This is a genomic window from Streptomyces sp. CG 926 (assembly GCF_003148825.1).
GTDB lineage: Bacteria > Actinomycetota > Actinomycetes > Streptomycetales > Streptomycetaceae > Streptomyces.
Genome location: NZ_QGGZ01000007.1, coordinates 33,230 through 48,577 on the forward strand (window position 1 = coordinate 33,230; position 15,348 = coordinate 48,577).

A 15,348-nucleotide genomic window follows, 5' to 3' on the forward strand; every position below is an offset into this window, starting at 1 on the left:
GCGCCGGGGCGGGGCCGGCTACGCCACGAACGTGCGCGGCGGCTCCGCGCCGCTGCCGCCCGCGCCCGTACCGACCAGCCGGGCCGCCGCCGCCAGACGGGAGGCGGCCTCGTCGGCCACCGGGCCGCCCACGGTGAACGGCAGCCGGACGTAGCCCTCGAACGCCCCGTCCACACCGAACCTCGGGCCCGAGGGAACCCGTACGCCGACCCGCTCCCCCACCTCGGCCAGCCGCGAGCCGGAGAGCCCGCCCGCACGGGCCCACAGGGTCAGCCCGCCCCGGGGCACCTCGAACTCCCAGTCCGGCAGCTCCCGGTGGACCGCCGCGACCAGCGCGTCACGGTTCTCCCGGGCCTGCTCGCGGCGGATCCCGACGGCCTCCTGCCAGCCGCCGGTCCGCATCAGCCAGTTGACCGCGAGCTGTTCCAGCACCGGCGTGCCCAGGTCGGCGTAGGCGCGGGCGGCGACCAGGCTGCGGATCACGTCGGGGGCGGCGCGGACCCAGCCGATCCGCATGCCCGCCCAGAACGCCTTGCTGGCGGAGCCGACGGTGACGACCGTGCTGCCCGCCGGGTCGAAGGAGCACACCGGGCGGGGCATCTCCAGGTCCGGGTCCAGCTGGAGCTCCTGCATGGTCTCGTCGGCCACCAGGACGGTGCCGGCCGAGCGGGCGGCCTCCACCATGGCGCGGCGCTGGTCCTCGGAGGCCAGGGCTCCGGTCGGGTTGTGGAAGTCGGCGACCACGTAGGCGAGGCGGGGCGCCGAATCGCGGAGCACCTGCCGCCAGACGTCCATGTCCCAGCCGCTGAGGCCGTCGGCCATGGCGACGGGTACGAGGCGGACCCCGGCGGCGCGCATCAGTTGGAGGATGTTGGCGTAGGAGGGGGACTCGACGGCGATCCGCTCCCCACGGCCGGCGAAGAGGCTGCAGATGGCGTCGATGGCGCCCATCGCCCCGGTGGTCACCATGATCTGCTCGGGCATGGTCGGGATGCCCTGCTCGGTGTAGCGGTCCGCGAGCATCCGGCGCAGCGCGGGCAGCCCGGCCGGGTAGTCCCCGTGGGTGTGCGCGTACGGCGGCAGTTCCTCCAGGGCGCCTTGGACGGCCTTGGTGAGCCAGGGCTCGGGGGCCGGCAGCGCTGCGCAGCCGAGGTCGATCATCGAGCCGAGGGACTCGGGCGGCAGCGGTTCGAGGCCCCGGGCGGGCAGCGGGTTCCCGGCCGGTACGGAGGTCCAGCTGCCGGCGCCGCGCCGGGACTCCAGGAAGCCCTCGCCGCGCAGGGCCTCGTAGGCGGCCGCGACGGTGGTGCGGCTGAGGGACAGGGCGACGGCCAGTTCCCGCTCGGCGGGCAGCCGGGCGGCGACGGGGACGCGGCCTTCGAGGACGAGCAGGCGGACGCCGTCGGCGAGGGTCCGGTAGGCCGGCAACTTGCGGGCCCCGGGAACGCTCGGCCGCTCCTGCTGGGAGGTGATGAGACGGGCGAGCTGTGCGGCACCGACCGCTGAGGTCCATTCGGCCATGCTGTCCGGTCCACCTTCGTCGAATTGGCCTCGCCCGACCTCGGGCGCGGCCCGTATTGGCTTGCTTCCGCCCCTACACCCTGTCACGCCGAGGTCCACTCGGACCAGGGGCGCGGGGTACCCGCGTGCTCGATGGTGCGAGCCGGACGGTCGCGGCGGCGCGCCGTTCATCACGCAGCCACCGGGCCGCACCCTCCCCACGGGTAACAAGGGGCATACTGCCGCCGTGACGCACGTACGCCTTCGCCATCCATATCTGGACCACCCGGCTCCGATTCCCTTCGCGCACCGGGGCGGTGCCGCGGACGGGCTGGAGAACACCGCCGCCGCCTTCCGCCGGGCCGCCGACGCGGGATACCGGTACTTCGAGACCGATGTGCACGCCACGGTGGACGGGAAACTCGTCGCCTTCCACGACTCCACGCTGGACCGGGTCACCGACGGCCGGGGTCGGATCGCCGAGCTGCCCTGGAAGCGGGTTCGCGAGGCCCGCGTGGGGGGCACCGAGCCGCTGTCGCTCTTCGAGGAGTTGCTGGAGGAGTTCCCGGACGCCCGCTGGAACATCGACATCAAGGCCGAGTCGGCGCTGCACCCGCTGGTCAACCTGATCGCCCGGGCCGGCGTCTGGGACCGGGTCTGCGTGAGCTCCTTCTCGGAGAGCCGGGTGGCCCGCGCCCAGAAGATCGCCGGGCCCCGGCTGGCGACCTCCTACGGCGTCCGCGGGGTGCTCGGCCTGCGGCTGCGCTCGTACGCGATTCCCGCGGCGCTGCGCGTGGGCGCGGTGGCGGCGCAGGTTCCGGAGACCCAGGCCGGCATCCGCGTGGTCGACCGCCGATTCGTACGGACCGCGCACGAGCGGGGACTCCAGGTACACGTCTGGACCGTGAACGAACCGGAACGTATGGAGGCTCTCCTGGACCTGGGTGTCGATGGCATCATGACCGACCGGATCGACATCTTGCGCACGGTGCTGGACCGGCGTGGGGCCTGGGCCTGACTCGCCCTTCGCCCCCTGCCCGGGCCGGGACGCCGCTGCGGCACGGGACCAGCGAGGGGGACACCGCATGAGTGCGGAAGAGAGCAGCAGGACCGAGGAAGCGGAACCCGGGGCGGAGGACGGCAGAGCCGCGACCGCCGCTTCCGCCGCGACCGCCGAGCGCAAGCGCGAGCAGCGGGGCTGGTACTTCTACGACTTCGCCGTCTCGGTCTACTCGGCGAGCGTGCTGACCGTGTTCCTCGGGCCGTACCTGACCGCCGTGGCCAAGTCCGCCGCGGACGCCGAGGGCTTCGTGCACCCGCTGGGCATCCCGGTGCGCGCCGGATCCTTCTTCGCCTACGCCGTGTCGGCCTCGGTGATCCTGGCCGTCCTGCTGATGCCGCTGGTGGGAGCTGTCGCCGACCGGACCGGGCGCAAGAAGCCGATGCTGGCGGCGGCCGCTTACACGGGCGCCGCGGCGACCGCCGGGATGTTCTTCCTGGGCGGCGAGCGCTATCTGCTCGGCGGCCTCCTGCTCATCGTGGCGAACGCCTCCCTGTCGGTCTCGATGGTGCTCTACAACGCCTATCTGCCGCAGATCTCCACCCCCGACGAGCGGGACACCGTCTCCTCGCGGGGCTGGGCCTTCGGCTACACCGCCGGCTCGGTGATGCTGGTGGTGAACCTGGTGCTCTACATGGGGCACGACTCGTTCGGCCTCTCCGAGGGCATGGCGATCCGGATCTGCCTCGCCTCCGCGGGTCTGTGGTGGGGGGCGTTCGCGCTGATCCCGCTGCGCCGGCTGCGGGACCGGGCGGTGGTGCGGGAGCCGGGGGCGGCTCCGGCCGTCAGCGGTTGGAAGCAGTTGGTCGCCACCCTGAAGGACATGCGGCGCTACCCGCTGACCCTCTCGTTCCTGCTGGCGTACCTGATCTACAACGACGGCGTGCAGACCGTGATCTCCCAGGCCTCCATCTACGGCTCGGAGGAGCTGCAGCTGGAGCAGTCCACCCTGATCGGGGCGGTGCTGCTGGTGCAGATCCTGGCGGTGGCGGGGGCCCTGGGCATGGGGCGTCTCGCCCGGATCTACGGAGCCAAGCGGACGATCCTGGGTTCGCTGGCCGCGTGGGCGGTGACACTGGCGGCCGGCTACTTCCTGCCGGCCCGGACGCCGGTGTGGTTCTTCGCGCTCGCCGCGATGATCGGACTGGTCCTGGGAGGCAGCCAGGCGCTGTCGCGCTCGCTGTTCTCGCACCTGGTGCCGGCGGGCAAGGAGGCCGAGTACTTCTCGGCGTACGAGATGAGCGACCGCGGCCTGAGCTGGGTGGGACCCCTGGTGTTCGGCCTGACCTACCAGCTCACGGGCAGCTACCGGGACGCGATCATCTCGCTGGTGGTCTTCTTCGCACTGGGATTCGTGCTCCTGGCCCGAGTGCCGGTGCGGCGCGCGGTCGAGGCGGCAGGCAATCCTGTACCGGAGCGGATCTGAGAGTGGGTCCGCGAGTGCGCCCCGCCCGGATCTACGAACGAATTCCGAACGAATTTAGACGTTGAAGCAAAGGGCCGGTAGTGTACGCCTTTGGCCTGCCAGGCGGACCGTTACTGCGCGCTCGATAAGCGTGGACGTTGGGTGACATCTGCTGCCAGATGTGACAAAACGGGCACTGGTGGGTACAACAAGGGGCGGCACGACGGGCGACGCACGACCCGGAGCGGGAATCTATACCGCCGACCGGACGTTGACCGGATGACGACGACAGCGACACCTGTCCTGTGGGCGACAAGCCCGGGAGGCACGATTCATGAGTGAGCGAGCTCTCCGCGGTACGCGCCTCGTGGTTACCAGCTACGAGACGGACCGCGGCATCGATCTGGCCCCGCGCCAGGCGGTGGAGTACGCATGCCAGAACGGACATCGATTTGAGATGCCGTTCTCGGTTGAGGCAGAAATTCCGCCGGAGTGGGAGTGCAAGGCGTGCGGCGCCATGGCACTCCTGGTGGACGGGGATGGGCCCGAAGAGAAGAAGGGCAAGCCTGCGCGAACGCACTGGGACATGCTCATGGAGCGACGCACCCGCGAGGAGCTGGAGGAAGTGCTGGCCGAAAGGCTTGCAGTCCTGCGTTCCGGCGCCATGAACATTGCCGTGCATCCGCGGGACAGCCGCAAGTCCGCCTGACACCCGGACGGATACACAAGCCGAGGGGCCCCGCCACACACCGTGTGGCGGGGCCCCTCGGCTTTTCCGTGTCCTATCCGTGTCCTAGGGGGCCGGCGGGCCCTACGGGGTCAGCGGCGGGCGGTAGGCGGCATCCGGGCCGTCCTGCCGCCCCGGGCGGTCCTCGCGGATGACCTCGCCCTGGACGATCTTGCCGTCGGGCTGGTGGATCCGGGCCTGCTGGAAGGCGTCACCGAAGCTGCCGGCCGGGGACGAGGCCATCTTCCGCTCCAGCGAGCGGGTCGCCCTGCGGCCGATCCAGGCCCGGACGGGCGGGAGCAGCAGGACCAGGCCCGCCGCGTCGGAGAGCAGGCCGGGAAGCATCAGCAGCAGGCCCGCCAGCATCATGAGGCCGTTGCCCTGACCGGGCTGCTGCGAAGTGGGCTGCTGCCCCTGCTGCGCCTGCTGGAAGGTGCTCGCCAGGTTCTGGAACGCACGCCGCCCGGCCCGCTTGATCACCACCGCGCCCAGCACGATGCCGCCCGCGAGCAGCGCGGCCACGGCGAGCCCGCCGGCCACGTCCGCCACCACGGTGAGCAGCCAGATCTCCAGGATCAGCCAGGCGGCGATCGCCAGAGGAAGGAACGTACGGGCGGGCGAGCGCCGCCGAGGGGCCGTGGACATGCCGGTCGTCATACCGTCCAGTGTGCCTGGGGTCGCATAAAAGCGACCTCAGCCGGAGGTACCGGACATCCCCTAGGGGAGTCAGGCCCCGCCGTCCTTGGTGCCGCCCTTGGTGCCGCCCTTGCCGCCGTCCTTGCCGAGCAGCTTCGAGGCCTGGGCCTTGAGGCCCCACTGGGTGACCCGCCACAGCGCCTCGACCAGGATGTCCTTGCTCATCTTGCTGTCGCCGAGCTCACGCTCGACGAACGTGATGGGGACCTCGACCACGCGGAAGCCCTTCTCCACGGCCCTGCGCGCCAGGTCGACCTGGAAGCAGTAGCCCGCCGAGGCCACCTCGTCCAGGCCCAGCCCCTCCAGGGTCTCCCGGCGGAAGGCCCGGTAGCCGCCGGTCACGTCCCGCAGCGGGAGGTTCAGCATCAGCCGCGAGTACGTCGAACCGCCGCGCGAGATGAACTCGCGGCTCTTGGGCCAGTTCACCACCCGGCCGCCCGGCACCCAGCGGGAGCCCAGGACCAGGTCGGCGCCGGCCAGCGCGGTCAGCAGGCGGGGCAGTTCCTCAGGCTGGTGGGAGCCGTCGGCGTCCATCTCGACGATCACCCCGTAGCCCTGCTCCAGGGCCCGGACGAAGCCCGCCAGGTAGGCGGCGCCCAGCCCCTCCTTGCCCTTGCGGTGCAGCACGTGGACGTGGTCGTCGCCGGCCGCCAGCTCGTCGGCGAGCTTGCCGGTGCCGTCCGGGCTGTTGTCGTCCGCGACGAGAATGTGGGCCTCGGGCACGGCCGCGCGCACACGCCCGACGATCAGCCCGATGTTCTCCGCCTCGTTGTAGGTCGGAATGATCACCAAGGCCGTACCGAGCGGTCCGTAGGTCCGCTTTCCGCCGTCGCTCACTGAGTCCCCTTTTGTGCTCTCGCACATCCTGTACGTCCGGTCGCAGAGGACGACTTTAGAACAGTGGCCGGGGCCCGCGGTCCTTCGGGCCGGTCGGACGCCCGCTGGCTGCGGGCCGCCGTGACCGTTGTCTACTGGACCGCGGACCCCGACCCGGGGCCACCGCCGCCCGGCGAAACCTTCCCTCGCCCCCGAGGCGCGGGCGCGCTGCGCAGACGGAGTCGTCCGGCACGGACATCCTGTGGTGGACCCGGCCGAACCTATCCGGGTCCGACCGCCCGTACCGAACCGAGGCCCGCCGGATCACCCCTGTGGGCGTACGAATACCTCCCGCCCGCCGACGACGGTGGCGAGGCACACCGGCAGGTCGGATCCGGGGGTCAGGTCGGGCAGTCCGGGGGTTCCCGAACGGGGGTCGGTGGACCAGCGGGCGACCCGGTCGTCGGGGGCCTGGACCACCAGGTCACCCGTCTGCCAGACCGCGTAGTCGGCCGGCGCGCCCGGGACCAGGACGCCCGCGTCGTCGCGACCCAGCGCCCGCCAGCCGCCCCGGGTGTGGGCCGTGAACGCGGCCCGTACGGAGATCCGGTGCTCGGGGGTCCGGTGGAAGGCCGCCGCCCGCACGGTGCCCCACGGGTCGAGCGGGGTGACCGGCGCGTCCGAGCCGAAGGCCAGCGGGACACCGGCCTTCAGCAGGGCCGCGTACGGGTTGAGGGTGCGGGCCCGCGCGGCGCCGAGCCGGTCGACGTACATACCGTCCTCGCCACCCCAGGCCGCGTCGAACGCCGGCTGCACCGAGGCGGTGAGCCCCAGCTCCGCGAAGGCGGCGATGGTTGCGGGCGTCATCATCTCCGCGTGCTCCACCCGGTGCCGGGCGGCCCGGACCCGGGCCAGGCCGACCTTCTCGGCGGCCGCCCGTACGCCGTCGACGACGGCGGTGATCGCGGCGTCCCCGATGGCGTGGAACCCGGCCTGGAGGCCCTCCTCGGTGCAGGCGGCCACGTGTTCGGTGACGGCGTGCACGTCGAGGTACTCGGTGCCGGTGTGCGCGGCGTCCGCGTACGGGGCGTGCAGGCAGGCGGTGTGCGAGCCGAGGGCTCCGTCGACGAACAGGTCTCCGGCGGCCCCGACGGCCCCCAGCTCCTTGGCCAGGGCGAGGTCCCGGTCGGCCCAGTACCCGAAGACGCGCGGCCCGGGCCGCTCGGCGGCCAGGGCGAGCAGGCCGGTGAAGTCCTCGGCGGAGGAGATCTCGGGCCCGCCGCACTCGTGGACGGATCCGATGCCGAGGGAGGCGGCCCGCTCCAGGGCGGCCCGCTGCGCCTCGGCACGCTGGGCGGGGGTGACGGCGGCCAGCGCGGCCCGCCGTACGGCGTGGTGATCGTCGGCGGTCAGCGGACGGTCGCCGTCGGGCCGTACCCCCGGCACGAGGGCGAGGAGGGCCGTGGTGACCACGGCCGAGTGCACGTCGACGCGGCTGAGGTAGAGGGGGCGGCCGCCGGTGGCCTCGTCGAGCTCGGCGCGGTAGGGGGCCCGGCGCTCGGGCCACCGGGCGGCGTCCCAGCCGTGGCCGAGGAGCACCCGATCGGCCGGGCGGCTCGCGGCGTACGCGCGTACGAGGTCCAGCGCGGCGGGCAGGGTGCGCGCCCCGGAGAGGTCCAGCCCGGTCAGGGCCAGGCCCGCGGAGGTGGTGTGGACGTGGGCGTCGGTGAAGGCCGGCGTGACGAGCGCGCCGCCGAGGTCGACGACCTCGTCCACGCCCTGCGCGAAGGCGTCGGCGGCGCCCTCGGAACCGACCCAGGCGACGCGCCCGCGCTCGACGACCATCGCGGTGGCGAAGGGGTCGGCGGGGCTGTGCACCTCGCCCCCGCGGAGAAGAACGGTCCTGGTCGGTGCTCCGGCGGCGGCGGAGTGGGCGGTGCGGTCAGTCATGCCGACCAGTGTCCCGCGTCGCCCACCCCGGCCCCACCACCGGGTCCCGCTCGGGCCCGGTTCAGACGCGGGGCGGGCGCGCCTCGTAGGGGGTGGACAGGACGACCGTCGTGCGCGTCGAGACGTGGGCGAGGGCGCGCAGGCGGCCCAGGAGGTCTTCCAGCTCCAGGGGGGTGGCGACGCGCACCTTCAGGATGTAGTTCTCGTCGCCCGCGACGCTGTGGCAGGCCTCGATCTCGGGGACACCGGCCAGCCGGTCGGCGATGTCGTCCGGAGCGCTCGGGTCGAAGGGCTTGACCGAGATGAACGCGGTCAGCGGCAGGCCGACGGCCTCCGGATCGACCACGGCCGCATAGCCGCGGATGACCCCGCGCTGCTCCAGACGTCGTACTCGCTGATGGACTGCCGACGTGGACAGTCCCGTGGCCTTGCCCAGATCCGTGTAGCTCATCCGCCCGTCCCGCACGAGCAGATCAACGATCTGGCGGTCCAGCTCCTCCATTGCGCTCATAGCCGCTCAACTTAAGGCCCAAGGGCACTCCAGGCCCAGTGCTGTCCGCCCACTGGAGGCATCTGCGGCGGGCATGTGACCAAGGCCACAGGGGTATGCAGGTGGAGGCCTGTCTGTTGTGGTTACTCGTGACGCTCGACGGGAATTGGTTGCTGTGGCCGAGGCCGAAGAACCTGCCCGCCCGGCCCACCCAAGGGGGAGTACATCCATGCTGAACACCAAGCGCGCCGGTCGCACCGAACCGGAGCCCCTGGAACCGCTCGATCCAGGGAACGGTACGTATCCGATCGACGGCGGGGACGGAGACTTCCTCGACGAGATCGAGGGCTTCGAGATCCACCACGCGATCTGCCCCGACTGCGGCCAGTCGATCGCCCTCGTCGCGGACGAGGAGTACCTGCCGCAGCACGCCCTCTGCCTGACCCCGTGGAACCCCTTCGGCCTCACCGTGTGCGCGGGCACCGGTCGGCCCGCGAGCGACGCGCTGCCCACCGTCGGCATGATCCAGCCGGTGGAGGTGCAGGAGCTCGAATCCGTCGTCCTGTCGGCCCTGCCCCAGGGACTGGACTGGCGGACGCAGCCCTTCTCGCACGTCGGCGGCCCGGGCTCGCGACCGGTGCGTGTGGTGAGCCCGGTGCTGCCGCGGCCGCAGGCGCAGACGCGGCAGCAGCACGCGCAGGCGGCCTGACGGCCGCCCCGCTCCTCTACCAGTACGTTCCCTGCACCATGGCGGCCAGAGCGGCATGGTGCAGGATCAGGCTGTCCGGGTCCGCCGGGACCTCGACCTCGCCGAAGTGGGCCTGCCGGTAGGCGATGCGCAGCATCACGATGCCGTGCCGCAGGGCCGCGTAGAGGGTGTGGAACTCCATGTCCCGCGGGGTGTGGCCGGTGAGCTCGGCGTAGCGGCGCTCCAGGTCCTCGCGGCGCAGGAAGTCCGGCAGGCCGGGCTGGCCGAAACCGACCGTGAGGTCCTGGAAGAACCGGTGCAGGTAGACGGTCCAGCCGAGGTCCACCTCGCGGGGGGCGTACGCCGCCATCTCCCAGTCCAGGACGGCCACGGGCGTGAATCCGTCGTAGATGACGTTGCCGATCCGGGCGTCGCCCCAGTTGAGGACGGCGGGCCCCTCGTCCTCGGGCCACAGCTCCTCCAGCCGGGCGAACGCCCGCTCGATGAGCGGGGACGGGGCGAGCCCGCCCACCACCCACGCGTAGTAGGCACGTTGGGCGTCCACGTGCCGGCGAAGGGGTGTGCCCTCGCCGTCGGGAAGGAGGAACTCGGCCTCCTTGGCGGGGAACTGGTCGTGCAGCCGGGCCAGCAGCGAGATGCTCTCCTCCTGGAGGGTGGCGCGCTGGGCGTCGGTGGCGGCGTGCAGCCAGTTGCCCTCGTAGGTGTAGGGCATGACATCGGGCGGGACCCGCCCCTCCGCACGGGCCATGACGAAGAACGGCGCCCCCAACGGCCCCGGATCCGCCTCCAGCCACTGCACGCGCGGCACGGGCAGGTCCGTGTGCTCGGCGACCAGGCTCATCACGCGGTGCTGGCGCGGCATGTCGTACGTGGGGAAGACGGTGTAGGCGGCCGGATCAGCGGCGAGCCGCAGCGCGCAGGCCCGCAGCGGGGTGTCGGGGTGCTCTATGTCGAAGAGCAGGGTCTCGCTGGACATCCCGTTGGATCCGGGGACGGAGACGTTCGTGACCCGCGCGCCGGGGAGCCTGACGTCCAGCCAGGCGGCGAGAAGGCGGCCGAGCTCCTCGGGCTCCCGGGTGGAGGTACGCGGGCGTGGTGCGGTGGCCATGATTGAGCCCCTTTCCTACGGGTCCTGGTCCTACGGGTCCTTGTCCTACTGGGCGACGGAGGAGTAGTCGGCGAATCCGCTCGGGTCGTGGCGCCCGAAGCTGCCGTGCTCGAAGATGCCGTGGCCGATCCGCCCGTCGAGGGTGAAGCGGGCGGAGTGGTCGGTCACCCCGAAGGCGGCCATCGGATGGGCCGCGGGGTCGGAGAGGTCGTAGACGCGGCGGTCGCTCCAGCCGCGGCCCTGCCAGGTGCCGTGCTGCCAGTCGGCGGCGGGCGGATAGCCGGCGCCGACGGCGAGGGGGGAGGAGTTGAGGATCTCCACGCCCAGTTCGAGGGGCTTGCGGGAGGGGTCGGTCAGGTGGACCACGGCCCGCTCGGGGTGCCGACTGCCGGGTCGGTAGCGGATCTCGGTGTGCGGCCAGCCGAGTTGGACGTCATGGCGTCCGCTGCCGTCGGGGAAGACCTGCACGGCCTCGTTCAGTGTGCGGTGGCCGTCGGCGTCCTCCTGGGCGATGACCATGAGGAAGCGGTCCTCGAAACGGACCGGGATCCACAGCCAGTGAAAGCCCTCGGGGCGGTGCTCCTCGGCCGCGCGCCCCCCTTCCTCTCCGGGGATCGGCCGCACGCCCCAGCTCCGGTCGCGGGTCCCGGTCCACTCCCCCGGTGTGAGGGTGAACCGCTCCCCCTTGGCCCGGATGGTGCCGGCGACCTGACCGGCCTGTACGAAGCGGCGGCCCTCCAACATGAGGCGGTCACCGCGCCGCTGGACATGGTGCGGCTCCCAGACGGCCGGGAACTCGGCGGTCCAGGTGATGTCGTACGAGAGGCCGTTCGGGTCTGCGGGATCGGCGGCGCAGCGCAGCGTGAGCTGCTTGAGCGGCACGTCGACGGTGATGGACAGAGGGCCCACCGAGAGGTTCATCCGGTCGTCGGTGAGGGCGTCGGAGGCCCGGACGGCGAGCAGTTCGTCGCCGACGCGGAGGGTGGCGTAGGCGTCGATGACCCCGGCGTTGGGGTAGACGCCGAGGCCGAGGATCAGGACGGCGCGGCCGGCGTGGTCGAAGACGTGGAAGATACAGCGGTCGTAGGCGTTGCGGTCACCGCTGACGACGTGCTTCATCGACAAGGGCGCCTGATGGATGGGGTATTCGTCGAGCGCGACGGGCCGGTCGGCGGACATGGCGAACCTCCTGGACGGACGGCTTCGGGGGTTTCGGGGCGGTATCGGGGCGGTGATCGGGCGGTACCTGGGCGGCTTCGAAACGGCTCCGAGGTGCGGCTCGGCAGATATGACGGTACGTCAGAAACCAGCCCCGAGGCCACCCTTCTGGCACGCTCTGACAGACCGGCGCGCAATGCCGGGGGCTGCGCGGGGCGGGGGCGGGGCCGGGCGGGGCGGCGGGAGCCGGACGGGCGGGGTCGGTGCCTGGGGCCTCGGCTGCGGCACGCGGAAGCCGGCGGGGCGGGGGCGAGTACGCGCGGCGTGGCTTCGGGGGCGCGGGAGCCTCTCGGGCGGCATCAGAGACGTGTATGGGGGTTTCCCGTCAGTCTCATCGTCTCTCCGTGTCGGGCCGGCCCCTCAAGGGCGCTCCTCCTTCGTCGTCGCGTCGCTACGCGATGGCCTGCGGCCACCCTTGACCGACCGTCCCGCCCCGGACATACGAAGACTGTCGGGAAGCCCCCAAAAGAACGAGCCGGTCGAAGGTCTGAGGGGCGGGGACATCACAGAAGCCCAGGCCCGGTCCCGGTGGGGCGATCCCGAGACGAGGCCATGACAGCCCCCGGCCGGGTCGGGGGAAGCGCCCGGTTCGCTGCGCGCTGCTCACGTCCCAGCGCCCGACGACCGGCCTGGGCTGGACATAAGCCGCCCACGACCTCGATCCGACGCTCGACATGCGTCCGACGACCGGCCGTGGCTGGACATAAGCCGCCCACCTCGCACGCACTTCTCCATGACGGCGACCGACGACCGTCTGCCGCTGGGCACAGGCCGCCCAGGACCCAGCGACTTCTCGCTCACGGCGTCCGACAACCGTCCGTGGCCGGTCACGAGCCGCCCACCGCCTACCTGTTCATCGAGGACGGCGTCCGACGACCGTCTGCAGCTAGGCATAGGCCGCCCAGGGCTGTCGGAAGCTCTCCGTGAGGGCGTCGGCGGTCGGTGCACCCACCCGGTCGCACGGAGGATCGTCAACCGAGGGCGTTCGGCCCTCGTCCGGGGCGAAAAGGCGTGGGACTGCGGCTATTTCGTGGTGGATGCGGGTCAGCCCGGGTGGGCGGTCCGGAAGGCTGGCGATTAGCCCCAATTACCCCTGTTCGGGGGCGGGTTTGTGGTGTCGTGCAGGCGCTGACCCGGTTCTACGACCGAATGGACGAGCCATCGGCCGTCCGCCCCTCTCGGCGCCCCTCATCAACCCCGAACCGGCCGTCGGTCGCCGTGCGGGTGAAGCACGTAGCGATCTGCAGCGGCTCATGGCCGGCCACGGACGGCCGTCGGACGCCGTCAGGGAGACGTACGTGCGAGGTGGGCGGCCCATGCCCATCCACAGACAGCCGCCGGACGCCGTCTGAGAGACGTACGTACGAGGTGGGCGGCTTATGTCCAGCCACGGCCGGTCGTCGGACGCCGTCAGAGAGAAGTGCGTGCGAGGTGGGCGACCTATGCCCAACCACAGACAGCCGCCGGACGCCGTCAGGGAGAAGCGTGTGCGAGGTGGGCGACCTATGCCCAACCACAGACAGCCGCCGGACGCCGTCAGGGAGAAGCGTGTGCGAGGTGGGCGGCTTATGTCCAGCCCAGGCCGGTCGTCGGGCGCTGGGACGTGAGCAGCGCGCAGCGAACCGGGCGCTTCCCCCGACCCGGCCGGGGGCTGTCATGGCCTCGTCTCGGGATCGCCCCACCGGGACCGGGCCTGGGCTTCTGTGATGTCCCCGCCCCTGAGACCTTCGACCGGCTCGTTCTTTTGGGGGCTTCCCGACAGTCTTCGTATGTCCGGGGCGGGACGGTCGGTCAAGGGTGGCCGCAGGCCATCGCGTAGCGACGCGACGACGAAGGAGGAGCGCCCTTGAGGGGCCGGCCCGACACGGAGAGACGATGAGACTGACGGGAAGCCCCCATACGCGTCTCTGATGCCGCCCGAGAGGCTCCCGCGCCCCCGAAGCCCCGCCGCGCGTACTCGCCCCCGCCCCGCCGGCTTCCGCGTGCCGCAGCCGAGGCCCCAGGCACCGCCCCCGCCCCCGCCCCCGGCGACAGCTCGAACGGATAGCCGCACCCCGGGGGCGATTACCCGGCCCTTCGGTTCCGCGTTGGCCGGGTATGACCATGCTTCAGTCTTCTACGGGCCGAAGGCGTCGCCCGGCGACGCCGGGTTTCGAAGAATCGGTTCAGCGTCCGCGTGAACAGGCGCAGCAGGTGCCCGACCCGCCGATCTACCGGGATCTGCTGGCGCGGTGGGCAGATGCCGGCCGGACGCTGCCGGGCCGGCGTGATCCGGAGTGGTCGCGGCTCGCGTCCTCCCCGGTCTGGCCCAGCACCAGCAGCGGGCTGTACTGACCGCGGTCAGCGCGTCTCCGGGCCCGCCAGGTGGCGGGCGATGACCATGCGCTGGATCTGGTTGGTGCCCTCCACGATCTGGAGCACCTTGGCCTCGCGCATGAGCCGCTCGACGGGGAAGTCCGCCGTGTAGCCGTATCCGCCGAGGACCTGCACCGCGTCCGTGGTGACGGACATGGCCGCGTCCGTGCAGAACAGCTTGGCCATGGCCGCCTGGCGGGAGAACGGCTTGCCCGCGTCCCGCAGTCGCGCGGCCGCCAGGTAGAGCGCCCGGCCCGCCTCGATCTTGGTGGCCATGTCGGCCAGCATGAAGCGCAGCCCCTGGAAGTCCGCGATCGGGTGCCCGAACTGCTTGCGGTCCAAGGCGTACGCCAAGGCCTCGTCCAGCGCGGCCTGGGCGACGCCGATGGCGCAGGCGGCGATGCCCAGGCGGCCGGCGTCCAGCGCGGCCAGGGCGATGGTGAAGCCCTGCCCCTCCTCGCCGATGCGGCGGGCGTCGGGGACCCGTACGCCGTCGAAGTGCAGCTGGGCGGTGGGCGAGCCCTTCATGCCCATCTTCTTCTCGGGCACGGCCGCGGTCAGGCCCTCCGCGTCCCCGGGCACCAGGAAGGCCGTGATGCCCTTGGGGCCCTGGGCGCCGGTGCGCGCGAGGACCGTGTAGAAGTCGGCGACGCCGCCGTGAGTGATCCAGGCCTTGGTGCCGGTGATGATCCAGTCGTCGCCGTCGCGCACCGCCTTGGTGGTGAGCGAGGCGGCGTCGGAACCGGAGGCCGGCTCGGAGAGGCAGTAGGCGCCCAGCAGGCCGCCGCCGAGCATCGCGGGCAGGTGGGCGCCCTGCTGCTCCTTGGTGCCGTAGCCGGCGAGGCCATGGCAGGCCAGGGAGTGCACGCTGACGCCGAGGCCGACGGTCAGGCGGGCCGCGGCCAGCTCCTCCAGGACCTGGAGGTAGACCTCGTACGGCTGCTCGCCGCCGCCGAATTCCCCGGGGTAGGGAAGGCCGAGCAGGCCGGCCTCGGACAGCAGGGTGAAGACCTCCCGCGGGAAGCGGCCGGAGTCCTCCTCCTCGGCTGCCTTGGGGCGGATCTCGCGCTGCGCGATCTCGCGTACGAGGGCGAGGAGGTCCCGGGACTCCTCGGTGGGCAGCTGTCGGTCCACCGGCTGCGGGGCGCGGTCAGTCATGGCGGCGCTCTCCTCCCTGGTCGGGAACGGCGGCGACGCGTGAGGTGTGGGACGCGACGCCGGGTCTCGGTTCTCTCACAGCCGATGTTGCCCTCCCGGGTCACGGAAGGGCCTGTTCAGCGGCTGCGGCGGCTTGAGTATGCCCGATCAGGGGCT

Annotated in this window: 12 protein-coding genes; 4 read left to right on the plus strand and 8 right to left on the minus strand. The window is 72.2% G+C overall.

What is annotated here, in order from left to right; genetic code table 11:
• Window positions 1-18 precede the first annotated feature (18 nt).
• Entirely contained in the window at window positions 19-1,521 is a 1,503-nt protein-coding gene (locus tag BCL76_RS19290) for an SCO1417 family MocR-like transcription factor (RefSeq protein ID WP_109780746.1), read from the minus strand.
• Between the two features lie 226 nt (window positions 1,522-1,747).
• Between BCL76_RS19290 and BCL76_RS19295 the strand changes: the two genes are divergently transcribed.
• The 3 genes from BCL76_RS19295 (at window position 1,748) to BCL76_RS19305 (ending at window position 4,674) form a co-directional block, all read left to right on the plus strand.
• Entirely contained in the window at window positions 1,748-2,518 is a 771-nt protein-coding gene (locus BCL76_RS19295) for a glycerophosphodiester phosphodiesterase family protein (RefSeq protein ID WP_109780747.1), read from the plus strand.
• A gap of 67 nt (window positions 2,519-2,585) precedes the next feature.
• On the plus strand, window positions 2,586-3,986 hold the full coding sequence (locus BCL76_RS19300) for an MFS transporter (RefSeq protein ID WP_109780748.1): 1,401 nt from the start codon (window positions 2,586-2,588) through the stop codon (window positions 3,984-3,986).
• 313 nt (window positions 3,987-4,299) lie between these two features.
• A complete protein-coding gene (locus BCL76_RS19305; RefSeq protein WP_007262928.1) occupies window positions 4,300-4,674 on the plus strand; it encodes an RNA polymerase-binding protein RbpA in 375 nt (124 codons plus the stop codon).
• Between the two features lie 102 nt (window positions 4,675-4,776).
• On the opposite strand, the gene fxsA is transcribed toward BCL76_RS19305, so the two are convergent.
• The 4 genes from fxsA to BCL76_RS19325 form a co-directional block, all read right to left on the minus strand.
• On the minus strand, window positions 4,777-5,349 hold the full coding sequence (gene fxsA / locus BCL76_RS19310; protein ID WP_109780749.1) for an FxsA family membrane protein: 573 nt from the start codon (window positions 5,347-5,349) through the stop codon (window positions 4,777-4,779).
• Window positions 5,350-5,418: 69 nt separating this feature from the next.
• Entirely contained in the window at window positions 5,419-6,252 is an 834-nt protein-coding gene (locus tag BCL76_RS19315) for a polyprenol monophosphomannose synthase (RefSeq protein ID WP_109780750.1), read from the minus strand.
• A gap of 276 nt (window positions 6,253-6,528) precedes the next feature.
• Window positions 6,529-8,154 (minus strand): amidohydrolase, encoded by a 1,626-nt coding sequence (locus BCL76_RS19320; RefSeq protein ID WP_109780751.1) that lies wholly within the window; start codon window positions 8,152-8,154, stop codon window positions 6,529-6,531.
• A 61-nt stretch (window positions 8,155-8,215) separates the two neighbouring features.
• A complete protein-coding gene (locus BCL76_RS19325) occupies window positions 8,216-8,656 on the minus strand; it encodes an Lrp/AsnC family transcriptional regulator (protein ID WP_030011705.1) in 441 nt (146 codons plus the stop codon).
• A gap of 217 nt (window positions 8,657-8,873) precedes the next feature.
• On the opposite strand from BCL76_RS19325, the gene BCL76_RS19330 reads away from it, so the two are divergent.
• The gene (locus tag BCL76_RS19330) at window positions 8,874-9,353 is read left to right on the plus strand and encodes a hypothetical protein (RefSeq protein ID WP_109780752.1); all 480 of its coding nucleotides are present in this window, start codon (window positions 8,874-8,876) and stop codon (window positions 9,351-9,353) included.
• Between the two features lie 16 nt (window positions 9,354-9,369).
• Here BCL76_RS19330 and BCL76_RS19335 read toward each other — a convergent pair whose 3' ends face one another.
• The 3 genes from BCL76_RS19335 to BCL76_RS19355 form a co-directional block, all read right to left on the minus strand.
• On the minus strand, window positions 9,370-10,461 hold the full coding sequence (locus tag BCL76_RS19335) for a phosphotransferase family protein (protein ID WP_109780753.1): 1,092 nt from the start codon (window positions 10,459-10,461) through the stop codon (window positions 9,370-9,372).
• A gap of 45 nt (window positions 10,462-10,506) precedes the next feature.
• Window positions 10,507-11,640, minus strand: coding sequence for a hypothetical protein (locus BCL76_RS19340; protein WP_109780754.1), 1,134 nt, complete (start codon window positions 11,638-11,640; stop codon window positions 10,507-10,509).
• A gap of 2,379 nt (window positions 11,641-14,019) precedes the next feature.
• Entirely contained in the window at window positions 14,020-15,192 is a 1,173-nt protein-coding gene (locus tag BCL76_RS19355; protein ID WP_109780756.1) for an acyl-CoA dehydrogenase, read from the minus strand.
• Between the last annotated feature and the right edge of the window lie 156 nt (window positions 15,193-15,348).